The organism is Dactylosporangium sp. CA-233914, from assembly GCF_050942935.1.
In the GTDB taxonomy this organism is placed as follows: Bacteria; Actinomycetota; Actinomycetes; order Mycobacteriales; family Micromonosporaceae; genus Dactylosporangium.
This window is the reverse complement of the sequence record NZ_CP192030.1, coordinates 7,945,763-7,961,456: the sequence shown is the minus strand read 5'-3', so window position 1 is coordinate 7,961,456 and position 15,694 is coordinate 7,945,763. Positions and strand designations below refer to the sequence as shown.

Sequence of the window (15,694 nt, the reverse complement as noted above, 5' to 3'; positions counted from 1 at the left end):
TGTTGAGGCGATGATCCTCTCGGAGAGGAGTTCGTGCGGGACGTTCACATCTCGTCGGTCGCCGCAGGGTCGCGACCCTGCGGCGACCTGGTGCATCGGTGTGTCGACCTCGTCGGTTCAGCCGATAGCTGCGAGTAGGCGCTCCAGCTGCGGTCGCACGCTCGGGTCAAGGTCACGGATCGGCGCGCGGGAGTGGCCGCCATGCCGCCCGCGAATCTCCAGGATCTGTCGGTAGAGAGCCAGATCGTTGACCTCGCCGAGCGGGAGCCGGCTGTAGAGGTAGCGGTAGTTCCGGATGGTCGCCGCGGCAGTGCGCGCCGTCGCGAGGTCGCCCTTCTGAACCGCGTCCCACAGCGTGATCGCTTCTCGCAGCGCCACGTTGAGAACGCCGCTGATCCATCCATGGGCGCCCTCGGCAAGGCCGGCAAGAGGTGCCATGAACCCGCCGTAGAACGTTCGGAAATCCGGGCCCGTCTCGTCGATCGCTTCCGACACCTGATGCACGGTCGGGAAGGTGCTCTTCACGCCGTGGAGAAGTCCGTCGGCGTAGAGCTGGCCAATGTCGCGCGCGTCCACCGGATCGGTGCCGGTGTTACCCGGATTGTTGTAGAGAAACACCGGAATCGGACTGCTTGCGCCGACTGCGCGGAAGTGGGCGAGCACCTCGTCGCGATTCGGGCGCAGGTAGAACGGGAGGATGACCAGGGCGGCCGAGGCGCCCACGTCGGCAGCGGCAGCGGTCAGCGCGATCGTCTGCGCGGTACCGGGTGCGCCGGTTCCCGCGATCACAGGGACCCGACCGGCGACCGCATCGACCGCGAGTTCGACGACGCGGATCCTCTCCTCGTCGGTCATGGTCACGAACTCGCCGCTCGTCCCTCCGACGACGACCCCATGTGCCCCGTCCTCCACGAGGCTACGCACGTGAGCAGCGGTTGCGGACTCGTCAATCGAGCCGTCGGCGTTGAACATGGACAGCGAGGCGGGGAAGACCCCGGACCAGTGCGCAATGGAAGTCATAGCAGGATACCTTCCGGCGTCATCTGACCTATGTCAAGGGTGCTAACCCTGAATGCGCTCACCATGGCTTGCTTGTCCTGTGTGCCAGACCGCGGGCCTGATGGCTGCCAGAAGATTACATAGGACCTAAGACAAGAGCCTTGACACCTGTGTCCCAGGCCACTTAAGGTCTGCGGTCAACCGGTCGCATGCCACGGCGTTTTCGAGGTCCCCGAGGAGTACCATGCAGCTCAGAGCAGCCAGTCTTATAGCCACCGCGGTTATCGCTTGTACCACGCTGGTTGGTTGTGGGCAAGCATCGAACGCTCCTGGCGCGGGTTCCGTCCTGCGCGAGCTGGGCACCGAGCCCACCCAGGGCTTCGACCCCAACAAGGCATTCACCAGCGCCTCGTTGGTGCCGATGGCGATGATGTATGAGACGCTGACTGAGCGGGATGACTCGGGCAAGATTGTCGGCTCGCTCGCCCAGAGCTGGACGGTGTCGCCGGACGGGAAGACGTACACCTTCACACTGCGTCAAGGCGTCGAGTTCAGTGACGGCTCGCCGATCACGCCCGACGACGTGAAGTACTCGATCGAGCGGGCGAAAGCCGGCGATGTGCTCAAGAGTCAGCTCGCCGGTATCTCGTCGATCGAGACCTCGGGTTCCGACCAGGTCATCTTCACGCTCGCGAAGCCGATGAGCACCTTCACGTCGTTGCTCGGTCGGCCGGGGAGCGCGGCGATCCTGTCGAAGAAGGTCGTCGAGGCCGACAAGAACTACTTCACGAAGCCGACGAGCACCAGTGGGCCGTGGACTCTCAGTGAGTACACGCCGAAGAGTCAGATGGTATTCACCGTCAACAAGCACTACTACAACGTGCCGAAGATCGGGAAGGTAGTCATCACGTTCGGTACCGATCCTACGGCTAGCGCGGCGGCCTTGAAGTCCGGTTCCGTTGACATCGCCGTGATCGGCTACAACGATGTCGCGAACGTGAAGCAGGAGGGGCAGATCAACATCATCCAGTCCGACGTCATCGCGCCGCTCTTCTTCGGATGGGACCGGACCAAGGCGCCGTTCGACAACCTCAAGGTGCGCCAAGCAGTCTCCTGGGCGGTCGATCGGACCGGCAAGCAGTCGGCGTGCTGGTACGGCACAGGCGCAGTGACCTACGGAAACATCCTTCGGCCGTGGGATCCGGACTACGTCGAAATCAATGCCTACAAGGCCGCATCTCGCGACGAGGCGCTGCAGAAGGCTGGCGACCTGCTCGACGAGGCTGGTTGGAAGGTACCGAGCTCCGGCGGCACGCGGGTGGCCCAAGGCGTTCCGGGTGTCTCTGACGGGACGAAGCTCTCGTTCAGTGTCGAGTACGAGAGCAACTGGCCGGCGGCCGCTTGCCACGTGCAGCTGCTGCAGCAGAGCCTGAAGCAGGTGGGAATCGACGCCAGGCCGCGGGCCTATGACCCGTCCGCATACTGGGGCGACGTCCCGAAGGGAAAGTTCACGATGTACCACGGGGCCGCGTCGGCGACCGATGGTCTCGATCTGTACGAGAACTGGTTCAAGACCGGTGGGTCGCTGACCGCGCTGACCACCCATCTGAACGATCCGGCGATCGATGCCAAGATCACCGAGGCGGAAGAGGCCGGCCCCGATGAGGCCAAGGCGATCATCCAGAGCCTTGAACGCTGGCAGGCAGAGAACCTGCCCATGCTGATCGACGGCTATCAGTGGCCCCAGGTCGGCGTGTCAAAGCGTGTGCACAACTACAAGGCGGGAGTTGATGTTGATTCGCGTAACCTGGTGGCGGCGTCGCTCGGCTAGAAGGCTGCCAGGCACCGTTCGGATAGAGACCACCGAGATCACCGTCGAACGAGGAAGGAAACGACTGCCGAATGGCTCGGTACGCCATCAAACGACTCCTGTTCAGCGCGCCGCTGCTGTTCGGGCTCAGCCTGCTCGCGTTCGCCTACGTTCGGATCATCCCCGGTGACCCAGTGACCGCTCAACTCGGGGTCAACGCCGACCCTGAGCTGGTGGCTCAGATCAAGCACCAGATGGGGCTGGACCTGCCCTGGTACCAGCAGTACTTCGCCTGGCTCGGGCAAGTCCTCAGGGGCGATCTCGGTCTCTCGTTCCGCTCCCAGCTGCCGGTGTCCGACATCCTGATCGGCCGAATCCCCGCGACAATCGAACTCGCGGCGGGCGGGATGGTCGTGGGGCTGCTGCTGGCCATCCCGCTCGGGCTATGGGCGGGATTCAAGCGAGGCACGCGCGTCGACTCGGTGGTGACGGGCGGGATTCTCGTCGGGTTGGCGACGCCGGCGTTCTGGCTCGGAACCCTGATGATGCTGCTGCTCGCCCTGCGCCTGCACTGGCTGCCGAGTCAGGGCTACATCGAATTCAGTGAGGACCCCGCCCGCAACATGCAACTACTCATCCTCCCCAGCCTCACGCTCGGCGCGGGCATCGCTCCGTACTTGGCGCGGCTCATGCGGGCCAGCGTCGTCGAGGCCGTGACCGAACCGAGCGTCAACTTCGCCCGCGCGCAGGGCCTGCACGAGCGAACCATCGCGACCCGGGTCGTCCTGCGCATCTCGATCCCGTCGATGATCGTGGCGATCGCCCTGACGGTCGGGTTCTTGGTCGCTGGCTCGGTCGTCGTGGAGAGCCTGTACAACTGGCCCGGAATGGGACGTCTCGTGTCCGACGGCGTCAGCGAACGGGACTATCCCATGATCCAGGCGCTGATCCTTCTGTACGGGCTGATCTTCATCGTCGTGAACCTGTTCGCGGAGGTCCTGCAGGGGCTTCTCGACCCGCGGGTGCGCCTGTCATGACCGCCGCGTTCCTCGACACATCCTCGGCCGCCTCGACACAGGCGGGGGAGCGGACTCGCCGGCTCTCACTCAAGCTGCTTGTTGGCGTCACCTTGCTCACGCTGCTTGGTTTGTATGTCGTCTTCGGGCCATTGCTCACCGGCATCGACCCCGATGCCGTCAACCTGGACGCTCGGCTCCAGTCGCCGTCGTCCGAGCACTGGCTGGGAACTGACGACCTGGGCCGCGATCTGTTCACCCGGATGGCCGTCGGCGGCAGACTGACATGCCTCATCGCCTTGGGCACGGTGGCGATAGCCTCGGCTATCGCAGTCCCGCTCGGCATGCTGACCGGCTTCCTCGGGGGCTGGGTAGACCTAGCGGCCACGCGTGTTGTGGATCTGTTCTTCGCGATCCCGACCCTGCTCGTCGCGATCGGGATCGTAGGCGTGTTCGGCCCGTCGTTCTCAACCACGATCCTCGCGCTCGGACTGGCATTCTGGCCGTTCTATACGCGGCTCGTCCGGTCAGCAGTAGTGGGTCTGCGCGACCTCACCTACGTCGACGCCGCCCGCGTGATCGGCGCCGGCCGATGGCGCATCATTCGCAAGGAGATCGTGCCGGCGATGCTGCCGATGTTTCTCGTGCAAACAACCGTGCTACTCGGATTCGCGATCCTGGACGAGGCCGGGCTCGGCTTCCTCGGGCTCGGCGTGCAGCCTCCGACCTCGTCCTGGGGCTCGCTCCTGGCCCAGTCTCGCGCGTTCATTCTGACCTTCCCGTGGATGGGCATCGTCGCCGGTATTCCGATCGTGTTGATCGTCCTCGGAATCAACATGGTCGCCGATGAGCTGCGTGACCGGCTCGATCCACATGGGGAGCTGGGATGACCGGGCCTTCCCCCTTGCTTTCCGTCCGCGACCTCGCCGTTGAGTTCGGACATGGAGCGCGCCGCACGCGACCCGTCGACGGCGTGAGCTTCGAGGTATACGACAAGGAGATCGTCGGAATCGTCGGCGAGTCCGGCTCGGGCAAGAGTCTCACCCTGCTCTCGTTGCTCGGACTGCTTCCCTCGGGCGGGCGGGTGGCGTCAGGTCGAATCGACTTCGACGGCAAGGATCTCAGCACTGCGACTCCAGCGCAGATGCGCGCGATTCGTGGCGGTCAGGTATCGCTCATCCCGTCCGACGCCGGTGCCGCCCTCAACCCAGTCGCCCGGGTCGGTCGTCAGCTGGAGCTGAGTCTGCGCACCCACCAGCCGAAGATCTCGGGCACGGCGAGAGCAGCGGCGGCGCTACGAGCATTGGGCCACGCTCGCCTGGTAAACCCGAAGGAGTCGGCCGCGGCGTACCCGCATGAGTTGAGCGGAGGCATGCAGCAGCGCGTCGGCATCGCGCTCGGTATCCAGAATGAACCGCGGCTGCTGCTGGCAGACGAACCAACGACCGCCTTGGACATGACCATCCAGGCCCAGATCCTGAAGTTGCTCGGGCAGCTACGGAGCACCCTCGGCACCTCAATCGTTTTCGTCACCCACGACGTGAGCACGGTGCGCGAGATTTGTGATCGAGTGCTGGTGATGTACGCCGGGCAGATCGTCGAACAGGGCGACGTCGAGGATGTGCTCGGCGCACCACGTCACCCGTACACGCAGGCATTGTTGCGCAGCATCCCCGCCCTCGGCGGCCAGCCACCGGAGTTCCTCCAGACTCTTTCGGGCATGCCGCCCGACCCGGCCGCGTGGCCGGTCGGCTGTAGGTTCCGCGCGCGCTGTGCTCGATATATCGAGCTGGACCAACCGGAACGCTGCGCAACCGATCGGCCCATGAGCGCCGACGGGCACGAGCTGACGGTCGCCTGCCACTTCCACGGAGACGCCACACCAACAGAGATTTCGACTGCCAAGGACGGATAGCTGGTTTGAACAAGGAACTGTTGCAGATTGAGAACGTGTCGCACACCTTCGGGTCGCGACGCGGTCTGTTGCGCAGCGCGTCATCAACGCTGGCGCTCGACGACGTGTGCATCTCGATCTCGCCTGGTGAGTCACTGGCGCTGGTCGGCGAGAGCGGCTCAGGCAAAACCACGCTGGGACGGGTCGTCGCGGGACTGGTGCGACCGACCTCTGGGCAGGTCCGGCTCGACGGGGTACCGCTAGCGGGTCGCAATCGCCGGGACATGCTCCGATATCGGCGCGACGTGCAGATGATCTTCCAGAACACCCAGCACGCGTTCAATCCACGCCGCACGGTGCGGAGCATTCTCAGCGATCCTTACGAGATCCACGGACTGCCGACGCCAAGCGGGCGCGATGTGGCGTTGGCCGAGCTGATGGAACAGGTCGGTCTGCGCCCGTCCATGCTCGATCGATACCCGCATCAGTTCAGCGGGGGGCAGCGCCAGCGCATCGGTATCGCGCGCGCACTGAGTCTTCGTCCCCGACTCATCGTCGCGGACGAGCCCGTCTCGGCGCTGGACGTCTCTGTGCAAGCTCAGGTCCTGAATCTCTTCGCGCAGCTGCGTCGCGAGCTCGGGCTGAGCCTGCTGTTCATCAGTCACGACCTACGCGCGGTGTACTTCCTCTGCGAACGCATCGCCGTCATCTACCGCGGCCGGCTCGTGGAGGTGGCGCCCCGTGAACGCCTGCTGACGCAACCGCGTCACCCGTACACGCGCTGCCTGATCAGCGCTGTGCCGTCGCTGTCGGCGAAGGACAAAGGATTGGACGAGTTGCCGTTTGTGGCTCCGGCGGACACCGAAGTCAACGATTCGCGAGAACCGGTCACGACCGGTGCCGTCGGTTGCCACTACGCCGACCGATGCGACCTGTACGAGACGCTCGGCCGACCGGAGAAGTGCCGTACGGTACGGCCCTCTCTCGTATGGGCGGCAGACTCCTCGGCAGCTGCCTGCCACTTCGCGCCGAATCCGTCATTCGAGGACGGTGGGGAGCACAAGCCCACAGCCGCTTCGGTGAGCAAACGATGAAGGTGGGATTCGTCGGTCTGGGTCTGATGGGCGAGCCGATGGCGCGTCGGCTGCTCTCTGCCGGGCACGAAGTGCGGGTGACGTCGCGGCGTCGTGACTCCGCCGCGGCCCTGGAAGCCGGCGGCGCAGAATGGGCCGCGACGCCACGTGACTGTGCCGTTGGCCGAGATCTCGTCATGGTGATGCTGCCCGACGTCGCGACGGTCGAGCTCGCGGTGCTCGGACCGGAGGGAGTGCTCGCGGGCGGCCCTGCCATCGTCGCTGACATGTCGACCACCGCGCCGGAGCTGAGCGAACGGATAGCCGCGCGCGCAGCCGCGGCCGGCCTGAGCGCCCTCGACGCTCCGGTGTCGGGCGGCCCTGCAGGCGCTGAGGGGGGCACGCTGAGCATCATGGTGGGCGGCGATCCGGGGACGTTCGCCGCGAGTGTGCCCGTGTTGAGAGTGCTCGGCACGCCACGGCTGCTGGGCCCGGCTGGTTCGGGGCAGCGCACCAAGTTGGTGAATCAACTGCTCGTCGCCGCCACTGTCAGCGGCGTGGCCGAGGCCTGGTCATTGGCCACCAGTCTGGGACTGGACCTCGCCGCGGTGCACGACGTGATCTCCGGGGGGATCGCCGGAGGACCGCTGCTGGACTTCATGTGGCCGCGGTTGATGCGTGGCGACGTCGCTCCAGGCTTCAAGATCGACCAGATGATCAAAGACTTGCGGCTTGCTCTCACCGAGGCGGAGGAGGGTGGTCTGGATCTCGCCACCGCCCGCGGCGCTCATCAGCGTTTCCAGGACCTGTCCACCACGGGACATGGGGAGTTGGGCACGCAGGCGATTGTGCGTCACGGTTCGCTGCATCCAAATACATCTGACAGGAGCGCACGACAATGACGACGGAGTCGGCCGCGACGGCCGCCTTGACGTTGACCGGCCGCTACTACCGGCTGTACCCGAATTTCGAGACGCCGCTGGGGTATGCGACTGAGACGCTTGAGTTGCCGCTCGATAGGACGGCTCTGCTGCTGGTCGACGTGTACGGGGCCGGGTACGACGATGAGGATGACGGGTCGCTGACTGGGGTCTACAAGCCGGACCCGGTCATCCGTACGATGATTCGTGAGCGGATTCGGCCGGCCAAGGATGCGGCGCGCCGTATCGGTATTCCCACGGTCTATACGACGAATCACCTGTCGCCAGGCCTTGATGAGGGCAACGAGTGGCGCAACATGTCCATGCGGACGTGCGATGTGGATGCGTTGCAGGCGTGGCGGGAGCCGACGCCTATTCTCGAGCACTCGAAGGTCATCGCGCCGGACGATCAGGACGTCGTCGTTCGCAAGCAGATGTACAGCGGGTTCTTCGAGACGAATCTCGACTCGGTGCTGCGCAATCGCGGGGTCCGTAACCTCGTCGTCGTCGGCTTCGATAGTCGTATCTGTCTGGGGAACACCGTCACGGAGGCGTTGTACCGCAACTACCGGGTGATCGTGCTGCGTGACTGCGTGCGGACCTTCGAGTTCCCCGAGACGCGCGAGGGCGAGTGGGCCAACTTCATCGCCATCCGGCACATCGAGACCAATATCGGGTACACGAGTACCGCGGAGGAGTTCATCCAGGCATGCGATCGGATCGGCAGCCAGTGAAGGTCATCGACGCCCACGTTCATCTCGGGCCGCCCAAGTACGCGGCGGCTGATGCGTTCGCCGCGGCCCGGCGTGCTGAGGGCATTGCCGGTGCGGTGCTCGTCCAGCACTTGGGCAATACCGACAACAGTTACCTGGCGGCGCAGCTGGCGAGTGATCCGTCACGGCTGGCCGCCATCGCCATCGTCGATCGCGTCGACCAGGTCGCGGGGGTCTTCGCCGCCGGTTTCGCCGGGTTGCGGCTCGCCCCGTCCGGGCTTGCTGGAGCGGATGGGGTGGCCGTCTTCGACGCGGTGGACGAACACGGTGGCATCGTCAGCGTGACCGGGCCGTTCGACGACGTGGTCTCGGACCCGTTCCGAGCGACTGTCCGCGCCCATGCGCAGACACACTTCCGCATCGAACACGTCGGCGGGTTCCAATATGGGGCCGCCGACGCGGACCGCAGGCAGTTCCGTGCGCTCCTGCGCCTCGCCGACGAGCCCAACGTCTCGCTGATGTGGTCCGGGTTCTTCGTCAACGCCGGCAGCGACTTCCCGCACCAGAACACCCACGCGTACCTGGCGGAGACGCTGGCCGCGTTCGGTTCCAGTCGCATCATGTGGAGCGGGAGCTGGAACCGGGCGGACCTGGCGGCCGGCGACTACCGTCGCGAAGCCGAGGTGGTCGGCCTCGTCACCGATGATGACGCCGCACGTGCTGACATCCTGGCGCACACCGCGTGCCGGATCTTCGGCCTTGCCCCCGTCGCCGACCAAGGAGCGCTGCATGTCTGATGTCGGGGATGTGCGGATCGCCATCGTCGGCCCGGGCGCGATCGGTGACGTCCACGCCGCGTCGTTGCGGCGTCTGGGCATCACGCCGCGGGCGGTGGTCGGAACGGTCGCGGATGAGTTGGCCGGGTTCGCTGCCAAGCATTCGGTGGCGACCACCTACCGTGCACTCGACGAGCTGCTCGCGGACGACACCATCGACGGCGCGATCGTCGCCACCCCGAGTCATCTGCACAGCGATCAGACTCGTCAGCTGCTCGATGCCGGCAAGCATGTCCTGTGCGAGATTCCGCTCGGCCTGACCTTCGACGACGCGCAGTCGGTCGCGGCTTGTGCTCGCGCGGCGGGCCGGACCGCGATGGGCGGCTACACGCTGCGATACTGGGAACCGCACCGGCGGTTGCAGTCGATGCTGGATGACCACGACATCAGGCCCACCCAGATCGTGGTGCGTTCGCTGATGCTGCGCCAGACGAACGTCGGGTGGACAGGTCGCCAGCGGGACTGGACCGACAACGTGCTCTGGCACCACGGCGGCCATTCCATCGACGCCGCACTCTGGCATCTCGGCGCCTCGGACACCGTCGAGGTACGCGGCGCGGTCGGGCCGACCTGGCCTGGCAGCGGCGCTGCGATGGACGTGGCCGCAGTGCTCTCGACCGAGGATCACCGGTTCGCCAGCATCACGCTCTCATATCACTCGCGTATCCCGGCGAGCGACTTCCTCGTCATTACTCCCGATCACTCGTTCCTCGTCACCGAGGGACGCCTGCTCATGGACGGCGACGTGGTGTACGACGCTGGCACCGCAGCCGACGCGCAGACCGCAGCCATCATCGCCCAGGACCGCGCGTTCGCTGAGGCGATCGTCCATGGCACGACGCCGGACACGTCGGTCGACGTCCTGCTACCAGCGCTCAACGTCCAGCAGACCCTCGCCGACCTATCAGACCCAGGACCCCGTTGATGCCCACCCTGACCCTCAACAACGGTGTCAGCATGCCGGCGCTCGGACTCGGCGTCTTCCAGAGCCCGCCCGCGCAGACCACAGCCGCGGTCGAGCACGCCCTGCGAATCGGCTACCGGCACATCGACACCGCGGCAACATACGGCAACGAACGGCAGGTAGGCGAGGGTATCCGCCGGTCCGGGCTCGACCGGGCGGAGGTGTTCGTCGAGACGAAGGTGTGGGTAACCGAATACGGCTACGACCTGACTCGGTACGCGTTCGACAAGGCCGTGACCAGGCTTGGGGTTGAGGTGCTGGATCTGCTCATCCTGCACAAGCCCGTACCCGAACGGTTCGACACCACGATCGCTGCGTACAAGGCTTTGGAGCAGTTGCTCGCGGACGGGAAGGTCCGTGCGATCGGGGTCAGCAACTTCACCGCCAAACACCTGCATGATCTGTTCGCCCAGACCGAGGTGGTGCCAGCGGTCAACCAGGTCGAGTTGCACCCCTACTTCGCCCAACCTGAGCTTCAGGCAGTCAACGCCAAGCACCGCATCGTCACCCAGGCGTGGTCACCCATCGGAGGCATCACCTTCTATCCGGGCTGGAGCGGGGACCGGAGGAACGTGCTCGAGGACCCGACCCTCGCGTCCATCGCCGCCAAACATGGCAAGAGTCCTGCGCAGGTCGTGTTGCGCTGGCATCTACAGCAGGGGCGCTCGGCCATTCCGAAGTCGACCAACCCCGACCGTATCGCCGAGAACTTCAACATCTTGGACTTCACGCTCACTGACGACGAACTGGCGAGCATCGACGGGCTGAACACCGGCCGACGTATCGGTCCGGATCCGGACGTGCCGATGCCGTCAGGCTACGAGCGAAGCCTCCTCGAAGAGTGAGCGCCGGCCACCATCACAGCCTGGCTACCTCGGCCGGGAGTCGCTTGATGGTCGTGCGGCAATGAGCTGACCGTGGTGTATTACGCCACAGAAGAAGCCTTTGAATACCGCCGCAGTATGCCGTGGCGGCGGGTCTGTTCGACACTGTCGACGGTCACGAGTCCGATCGGGTGACCAGGGCGCTGGTCGACCGCTGACCAGCCCGACGGTGACGGGGCGGCTGCGAGCCGGCGGTCCGCTGCTGGCCGCCGAGCAGTTCTCTGCCCGCTGGATATGCGCAGCCGCCTCGGCACCCGCCGCTTCGTCGACGCTGACCTGCGAGCGGTCGCGCGGGCCGGATGTCCACGAGCCCGGTCCTGGATAGCAGCTGGGTCTTGCGCTGGGCTCACCTATGTCCTAGGTTCTACGCGGACACCAGAGTAGGAGAAGTATGAAGATCTCCCGCATCCGGCACTGGCCGGTGGACTTCGGGTTCTATAACGCCATCTATGTCGAGATAGAGACTGCGGATGGCGCGGTGGGCCAGGCAGAGGTGGCGATGCGCCGGCGAACGCGGAGCGTGTCGGCGCTGATCGAGGAGATGTCTGAAAACCTCATCGGAGCCGACGCCACCCGGATCGAGCAGATTCAGGAACGCCTGTACCGCGACGCCTTCCTGGGTGGCACCCTCCTGACTATCGCGATCAGTGCGATTGACCAGGCCCTGTGGGATCTGAACGCCCGAGCCCTGGGTGTCCCGGTGCATCGCCTGCTTGGTGGCGCGTTTCGCGACGAGGTTCTGCTGTACACCCATGCCGCGGCCAGTGGTTCGCCAGAGGGTTTGGCGGAACAGGTCCGGCAGCGCGTCGCCAGCGGCTTCCAGGGCGTCAAGACCACGCTGCCGGCCTTCTACGAGAAGGTCACCAGCGTCCGGCATGACCGAGCCCCGACGGTCGCCGTGCACCAGACCGAAACCGAAATCTTGAGCCCGCGGATCTTCTCCTACATCGCGGAGTACTTCGCGGCCGCGCGGGAGGCGGCCGGGGATGACGTACATCTGATGCTTGACTGCCACGGCCGGCTCAACGTGGCGAACGCGATCAGACTGGTCGATGCGCTGGCCCCCTACAACCTCACGTTCATCGAGGAGCCGGTCCCCTATGAGCGTCCTGACTGGTTGAAGGCGGTGTCGAGCAGGTCCAGCACCCCGATCGCCGCCGGGGAGCGGTGGGGCAACCACTTCGGGAGTGCGCCATTCCTCGAATCCCATTCGGTTGCGGTCGCGCAGCCCGATGTCGGAATATGCGGTGGCCTCACAGCCGCCCGCAGAATCGCAAACATGGCGGAAGCACATGCGATTTCCATCGCGTTCCACAACCCGTTCGGCCCGCTGCAGAGCGCGGCCACGTGGCAACTCGCGTTGACGTTGCCGAACTTCATGATCAGCGAGTCGATGGTCACCCCTGAACAGCGCCCGTACTGGAGCCGCTATGTAACGGACGCGCCAGTCGTGACCGATGGAGTGTGGCGCCCGACGGGTGCTCCGGGCCTCGGGCCCAGGCTCGACGTCGACGAACTCGAGCGGTCCGAGCCCCGATTCGTGCTTGACCTTGGGGGCACGCGATGAGCGACCGCGTCTACGACACGCTGATCGAAGATGGCCTGGTCGTCGATGGTACGGGGAACCCCGCCTATCGCGCACACGTCGGCATCCGTGCCGGCCGGATCCAGATCGTTCGCGGTGATTCCGCAGACTGCGTCGCCGACAGCCGGATCGATGCTCGCGGCAAGGTCGTCGCTCCTGGATTTATTGATATCCACAGCCACTCCGACGTCGTCCTGCTCGACAACCCACTACTTGAGGCGAAGGTCCGGCAGGGGGTTACCACCGAGATTGTCGGCGTCGACGGACTGTCCTACGCGCCGTTTCTGCGCCCCTCGGATCTGGCGGCGTTTGCCGAGCAGAACGGCGGCATCGCCGGCCTACCCAGTTCGCCGCTGACCTGGCGGAGCATCGGCGAGCAGCTTGAGGCCTACGACGGCGCGACCGCCGTCAACGTCGGCTGTTTCGTGGGAAATGCCGCGCTGCGCGTCAACGCGCTCGGCTGGGGGGATGACCCCGCTGACGGCGCTGCCCTGGCCAACATGAGGGCAATGCTGCGGGAGGCGATGTACGACGGCGCTTTCGGCCTTTCCACCGGCCTGGACTACCCTCCGGGCAGCCACGCCACGACAGAAGAGATAGTCGCTCTGGCGGCGCAGTCCGCGGCACTCGGCGGCATTTACCACACCCACGTCCGGTACGGGTTGGGCGACACGTACCTCGACCCCTTCCGGGAAGCCCTGGAGATCGCCGAGCGGGCGGGTTCGGCGCTTCAGGTCACCCACTTCTCCCGTTCGTCGCGCGCCACCCATCCCGGCGGGGCACAACGGATGCTCGACCTGCTGGCCGACGCTCGCGAGGACGGGATCGACGTCACGTTCGACACCTACACGTACGAATGGGGCGGTACCCGGCTGTCGCGTTTGCTTCCGATGTGGACGCAGGTGGGCGGCCCGGCCGCATTGCGGGGTCGGCTGACGGATCCGACGGTGCGAGCGCGGATCGAGCGGGAGATCACCGAGGGCGCCGCCGCTCGCCAGTACGTGGCCAGCGCGCCGTTCTCAGACCTCCGCGTCGGCAATCTGTCGGCCGAACCCCACGTACAATTCGAGGGGCGCTTTCTCAGCGAGATCGTTGTCTCGATCGACAAGCCGCTCGGCCAAGTCGTCTGCGAACTGGTGCTGCAGAATCCGGCGGCGACGTTCACCCGGCCGAGTCCACACGCCATGACCCTATGGAAGTTCGTCTGCCATCCGCTGGGCATGATCGCCAGTGACTCGGTCTTCATCGGCAGCGGGCCGAGTCCGCGAGCGTACGGCTGTTTCAGCCGGGTGTTGGCCGAGTTTGTCCGCGAGGAGCAGCTGCTGTCGCTGCCGGAGGCCGTGCGCAAGATGACCTCGATGCCGGCTCAACGACTTGGCTTGCCGGACCGTGGGCTTCTTATCGACGGCCAGGTCGCCGATGTCGTGGTCTTCGACCTGGCCGACATGGCCGCGCCGGCGAGTTTTGAGCGGCCGACCGAATTGGCGGTCGGAATGGAGCACGTGCTCGTCGGCGGTGTATCGGTCTTGCGCAATGGCGTCATGACCGGTGCCACGCCAGGCCGTGGCTTGCGCAGCGGGGCGTACGCCCTCAGCACCCCATTTGTGGCACCCGTACCGGCGCAGGCCGCGTCGCCCGGCCGCTGAGGGTGCAAGGTCGGTGAAGGCTCTAGGTGGCAGTGTGGGCCAGAGGTTAAGGACCTATGTCCTGGGTCAATTACGTGGTAACAGTGTGTTCGCGTCGCTGAGAGCGCCCGGCTTTGCCGCCTTTCTGGCCAGCCAGACCTCATCGAGCCTCGGCTTGTGGGTCCTGCGGATCGCACAGGACTGGCTGGTGGTCGACCTGACTCACAGCCCGATGGCGGTCGGCATCGTCGCCGCACTGCAGTTCGCGCCGCTGATTGCCCTGGCCCCGCTGTCCGGCGTGATCGCCGACCGGTACTCCAACCGGAGCATACTGCTGGTCACCCAGAGTGTGCTGTGCGTACTGCCCGCGGTGATCGCTGTGCTGGTCGCCGTCCATCGGATTGAGATGGTGGAGCTATACGCGTTCGCGCTCCTGCTCGGCATCGTGAGCACGCTGGACGGGCCGGCCCGTCAGACCTTCACCAACAGCATTGTGGGGACCGGTCGGCTCGGCAACGCCGTGGGTCTCGTATCGGCGGCGTTCTCCCTGGCCGGACTCGCCGGTCCGCTGCTGGCCGCATGGCTGCTGGGCCAGATCAGCGGGGCGTGGTGCTTCGCGGTCACCTCGGTCGGGTACCTGCCGAACCTGTACGTGGTGTTACGCAGCTCTCGGGTTCCACCGAGCGCGAGCCGGCCTCCAACGCACATCTTCAGGCAACTGGTCGACGGCATCCGCTACATAACCACCCAGCGCCGCCTGGCGGTACCTATGACCCTGGTTGGCGTAATCGGCATGCTGGTCGCCGTCCTGCCGGTCGTACTGATCGGGTTCACCACTGAGGTCTTCCGTGGCGACGCGGCCGGCTACGCCGAGTTGACCGCCACCGTGTCACTCGGTTCCTTCGTCGGGTCGTCGCTGTCCGCCCGGCGCGCCGAATCCACCGTGCGGCAGCTGTTCTGGCGCGCGCTCACCATCGGCTCCCTGTACATGCTCGCGTCCGCGTCGCCGACTCGAGCCGTGCTCATCGTGGCGCTGTTCGCGGCCGGGGTCATGACGCTACGCTTTTTGGTGGCGGCGCTCACCATGCTGCAGGTCAATGCCGACGCCGTCATGCGCGGACGCGTTCACAGCGTCTACTTGTTAGCCCAGGTCGCCGTCAGCCCAGTGTGCGCACCCGTGGTCGGCCGCATCATCCAGCAGTTTGGGGCCCGCGTCGGACTGTTCTCCTGCGGGCTGGCCGCAACCCTAGCGATCTTGCTGGTGGCTTTACGGAACCGCCCCGTGGACCCTGCCACTGTGTAGCTGTCCGCCGCCCCGCCTCCCGTACCTGGCCTCGGCGGTTGCACTGCGTTGCGCCCTGCACGTGGTGAACTC

14 protein-coding genes are annotated in these 15,694 nt (G+C 65.7%); 13 read left to right on the top strand and 1 reads right to left on the bottom strand.

The window, feature by feature from the left end; genetic code table 11:
- Positions 1–117 precede the first annotated feature (117 nt).
- A complete protein-coding gene (locus ACQPY0_RS35435; RefSeq protein WP_432970638.1) occupies positions 118–1,020 on the bottom strand; it encodes a dihydrodipicolinate synthase family protein in 903 nt (300 codons plus the stop codon).
- 223 nt (positions 1,021–1,243) lie between these two features.
- Here ACQPY0_RS35435 and ACQPY0_RS35430 point away from each other — a divergent pair, with 223 nt between their 5' ends.
- The 13 genes from ACQPY0_RS35430 to ACQPY0_RS35370 all read left to right on the top strand — a co-directional run bounded on the left by ACQPY0_RS35430 (position 1,244) and on the right by ACQPY0_RS35370 (position 15,622).
- Positions 1,244–2,830 (top strand): ABC transporter substrate-binding protein, encoded by a 1,587-nt coding sequence (locus tag ACQPY0_RS35430; RefSeq protein ID WP_432970635.1) that lies wholly within the window; start codon positions 1,244–1,246, stop codon positions 2,828–2,830.
- A 71-nt stretch (positions 2,831–2,901) separates the two neighbouring features.
- Complete coding sequence (locus ACQPY0_RS35425) at positions 2,902–3,846, top strand: ABC transporter permease (protein WP_432970632.1); 945 nt, start codon at positions 2,902–2,904, stop codon at positions 3,844–3,846.
- Positions 3,843–4,715, top strand: coding sequence for an ABC transporter permease (locus tag ACQPY0_RS35420; RefSeq protein ID WP_432970629.1), 873 nt, complete (start codon positions 3,843–3,845; stop codon positions 4,713–4,715). Before ACQPY0_RS35425 ends, ACQPY0_RS35420 begins: the two co-directional genes overlap by 4 nt.
- Entirely contained in the window at positions 4,712–5,740 is a 1,029-nt protein-coding gene (locus tag ACQPY0_RS35415; RefSeq protein ID WP_432970626.1) for an ABC transporter ATP-binding protein, read from the top strand. The genes ACQPY0_RS35420 and ACQPY0_RS35415 overlap by 4 nt, the downstream gene beginning before the upstream one ends.
- A gap of 5 nt (positions 5,741–5,745) precedes the next feature.
- Positions 5,746–6,813, top strand: coding sequence for an oligopeptide/dipeptide ABC transporter ATP-binding protein (locus tag ACQPY0_RS35410; RefSeq protein ID WP_432970623.1), 1,068 nt, complete (start codon positions 5,746–5,748; stop codon positions 6,811–6,813).
- A complete protein-coding gene (locus ACQPY0_RS35405; protein WP_432970620.1) occupies positions 6,810–7,694 on the top strand; it encodes an NAD(P)-dependent oxidoreductase in 885 nt (294 codons plus the stop codon). Before ACQPY0_RS35410 ends, ACQPY0_RS35405 begins: the two co-directional genes overlap by 4 nt.
- Positions 7,691–8,446 (top strand): isochorismatase family cysteine hydrolase, encoded by a 756-nt coding sequence (locus tag ACQPY0_RS35400; protein WP_432970617.1) that lies wholly within the window; start codon positions 7,691–7,693, stop codon positions 8,444–8,446. Before ACQPY0_RS35405 ends, ACQPY0_RS35400 begins: the two co-directional genes overlap by 4 nt.
- Positions 8,422–9,222, top strand: a complete 801-nt coding sequence (locus ACQPY0_RS35395) for an amidohydrolase family protein (protein ID WP_432970614.1) — start codon at positions 8,422–8,424, stop codon at positions 9,220–9,222. Before ACQPY0_RS35400 ends, ACQPY0_RS35395 begins: the two co-directional genes overlap by 25 nt.
- Positions 9,215–10,186, top strand: a complete 972-nt coding sequence (locus ACQPY0_RS35390) for a Gfo/Idh/MocA family protein (protein ID WP_432970611.1) — start codon at positions 9,215–9,217, stop codon at positions 10,184–10,186. The genes ACQPY0_RS35395 and ACQPY0_RS35390 overlap by 8 nt, the downstream gene beginning before the upstream one ends.
- Complete coding sequence (locus ACQPY0_RS35385; RefSeq protein WP_432970608.1) at positions 10,186–11,070, top strand: aldo/keto reductase; 885 nt, start codon at positions 10,186–10,188, stop codon at positions 11,068–11,070. Before ACQPY0_RS35390 ends, ACQPY0_RS35385 begins: the two co-directional genes overlap by 1 nt.
- A gap of 430 nt (positions 11,071–11,500) precedes the next feature.
- Positions 11,501–12,676, top strand: coding sequence for a mandelate racemase/muconate lactonizing enzyme family protein (locus ACQPY0_RS35380; protein WP_432970605.1), 1,176 nt, complete (start codon positions 11,501–11,503; stop codon positions 12,674–12,676).
- Complete coding sequence (locus ACQPY0_RS35375) at positions 12,673–14,340, top strand: N-acyl-D-amino-acid deacylase family protein (RefSeq protein ID WP_432970602.1); 1,668 nt, start codon at positions 12,673–12,675, stop codon at positions 14,338–14,340. Before ACQPY0_RS35380 ends, ACQPY0_RS35375 begins: the two co-directional genes overlap by 4 nt.
- 85 nt (positions 14,341–14,425) lie before the next feature.
- Positions 14,426–15,622 (top strand): MFS transporter, encoded by a 1,197-nt coding sequence (locus ACQPY0_RS35370; protein WP_432970599.1) that lies wholly within the window; start codon positions 14,426–14,428, stop codon positions 15,620–15,622.
- Positions 15,623–15,694 lie beyond the last annotated feature (72 nt).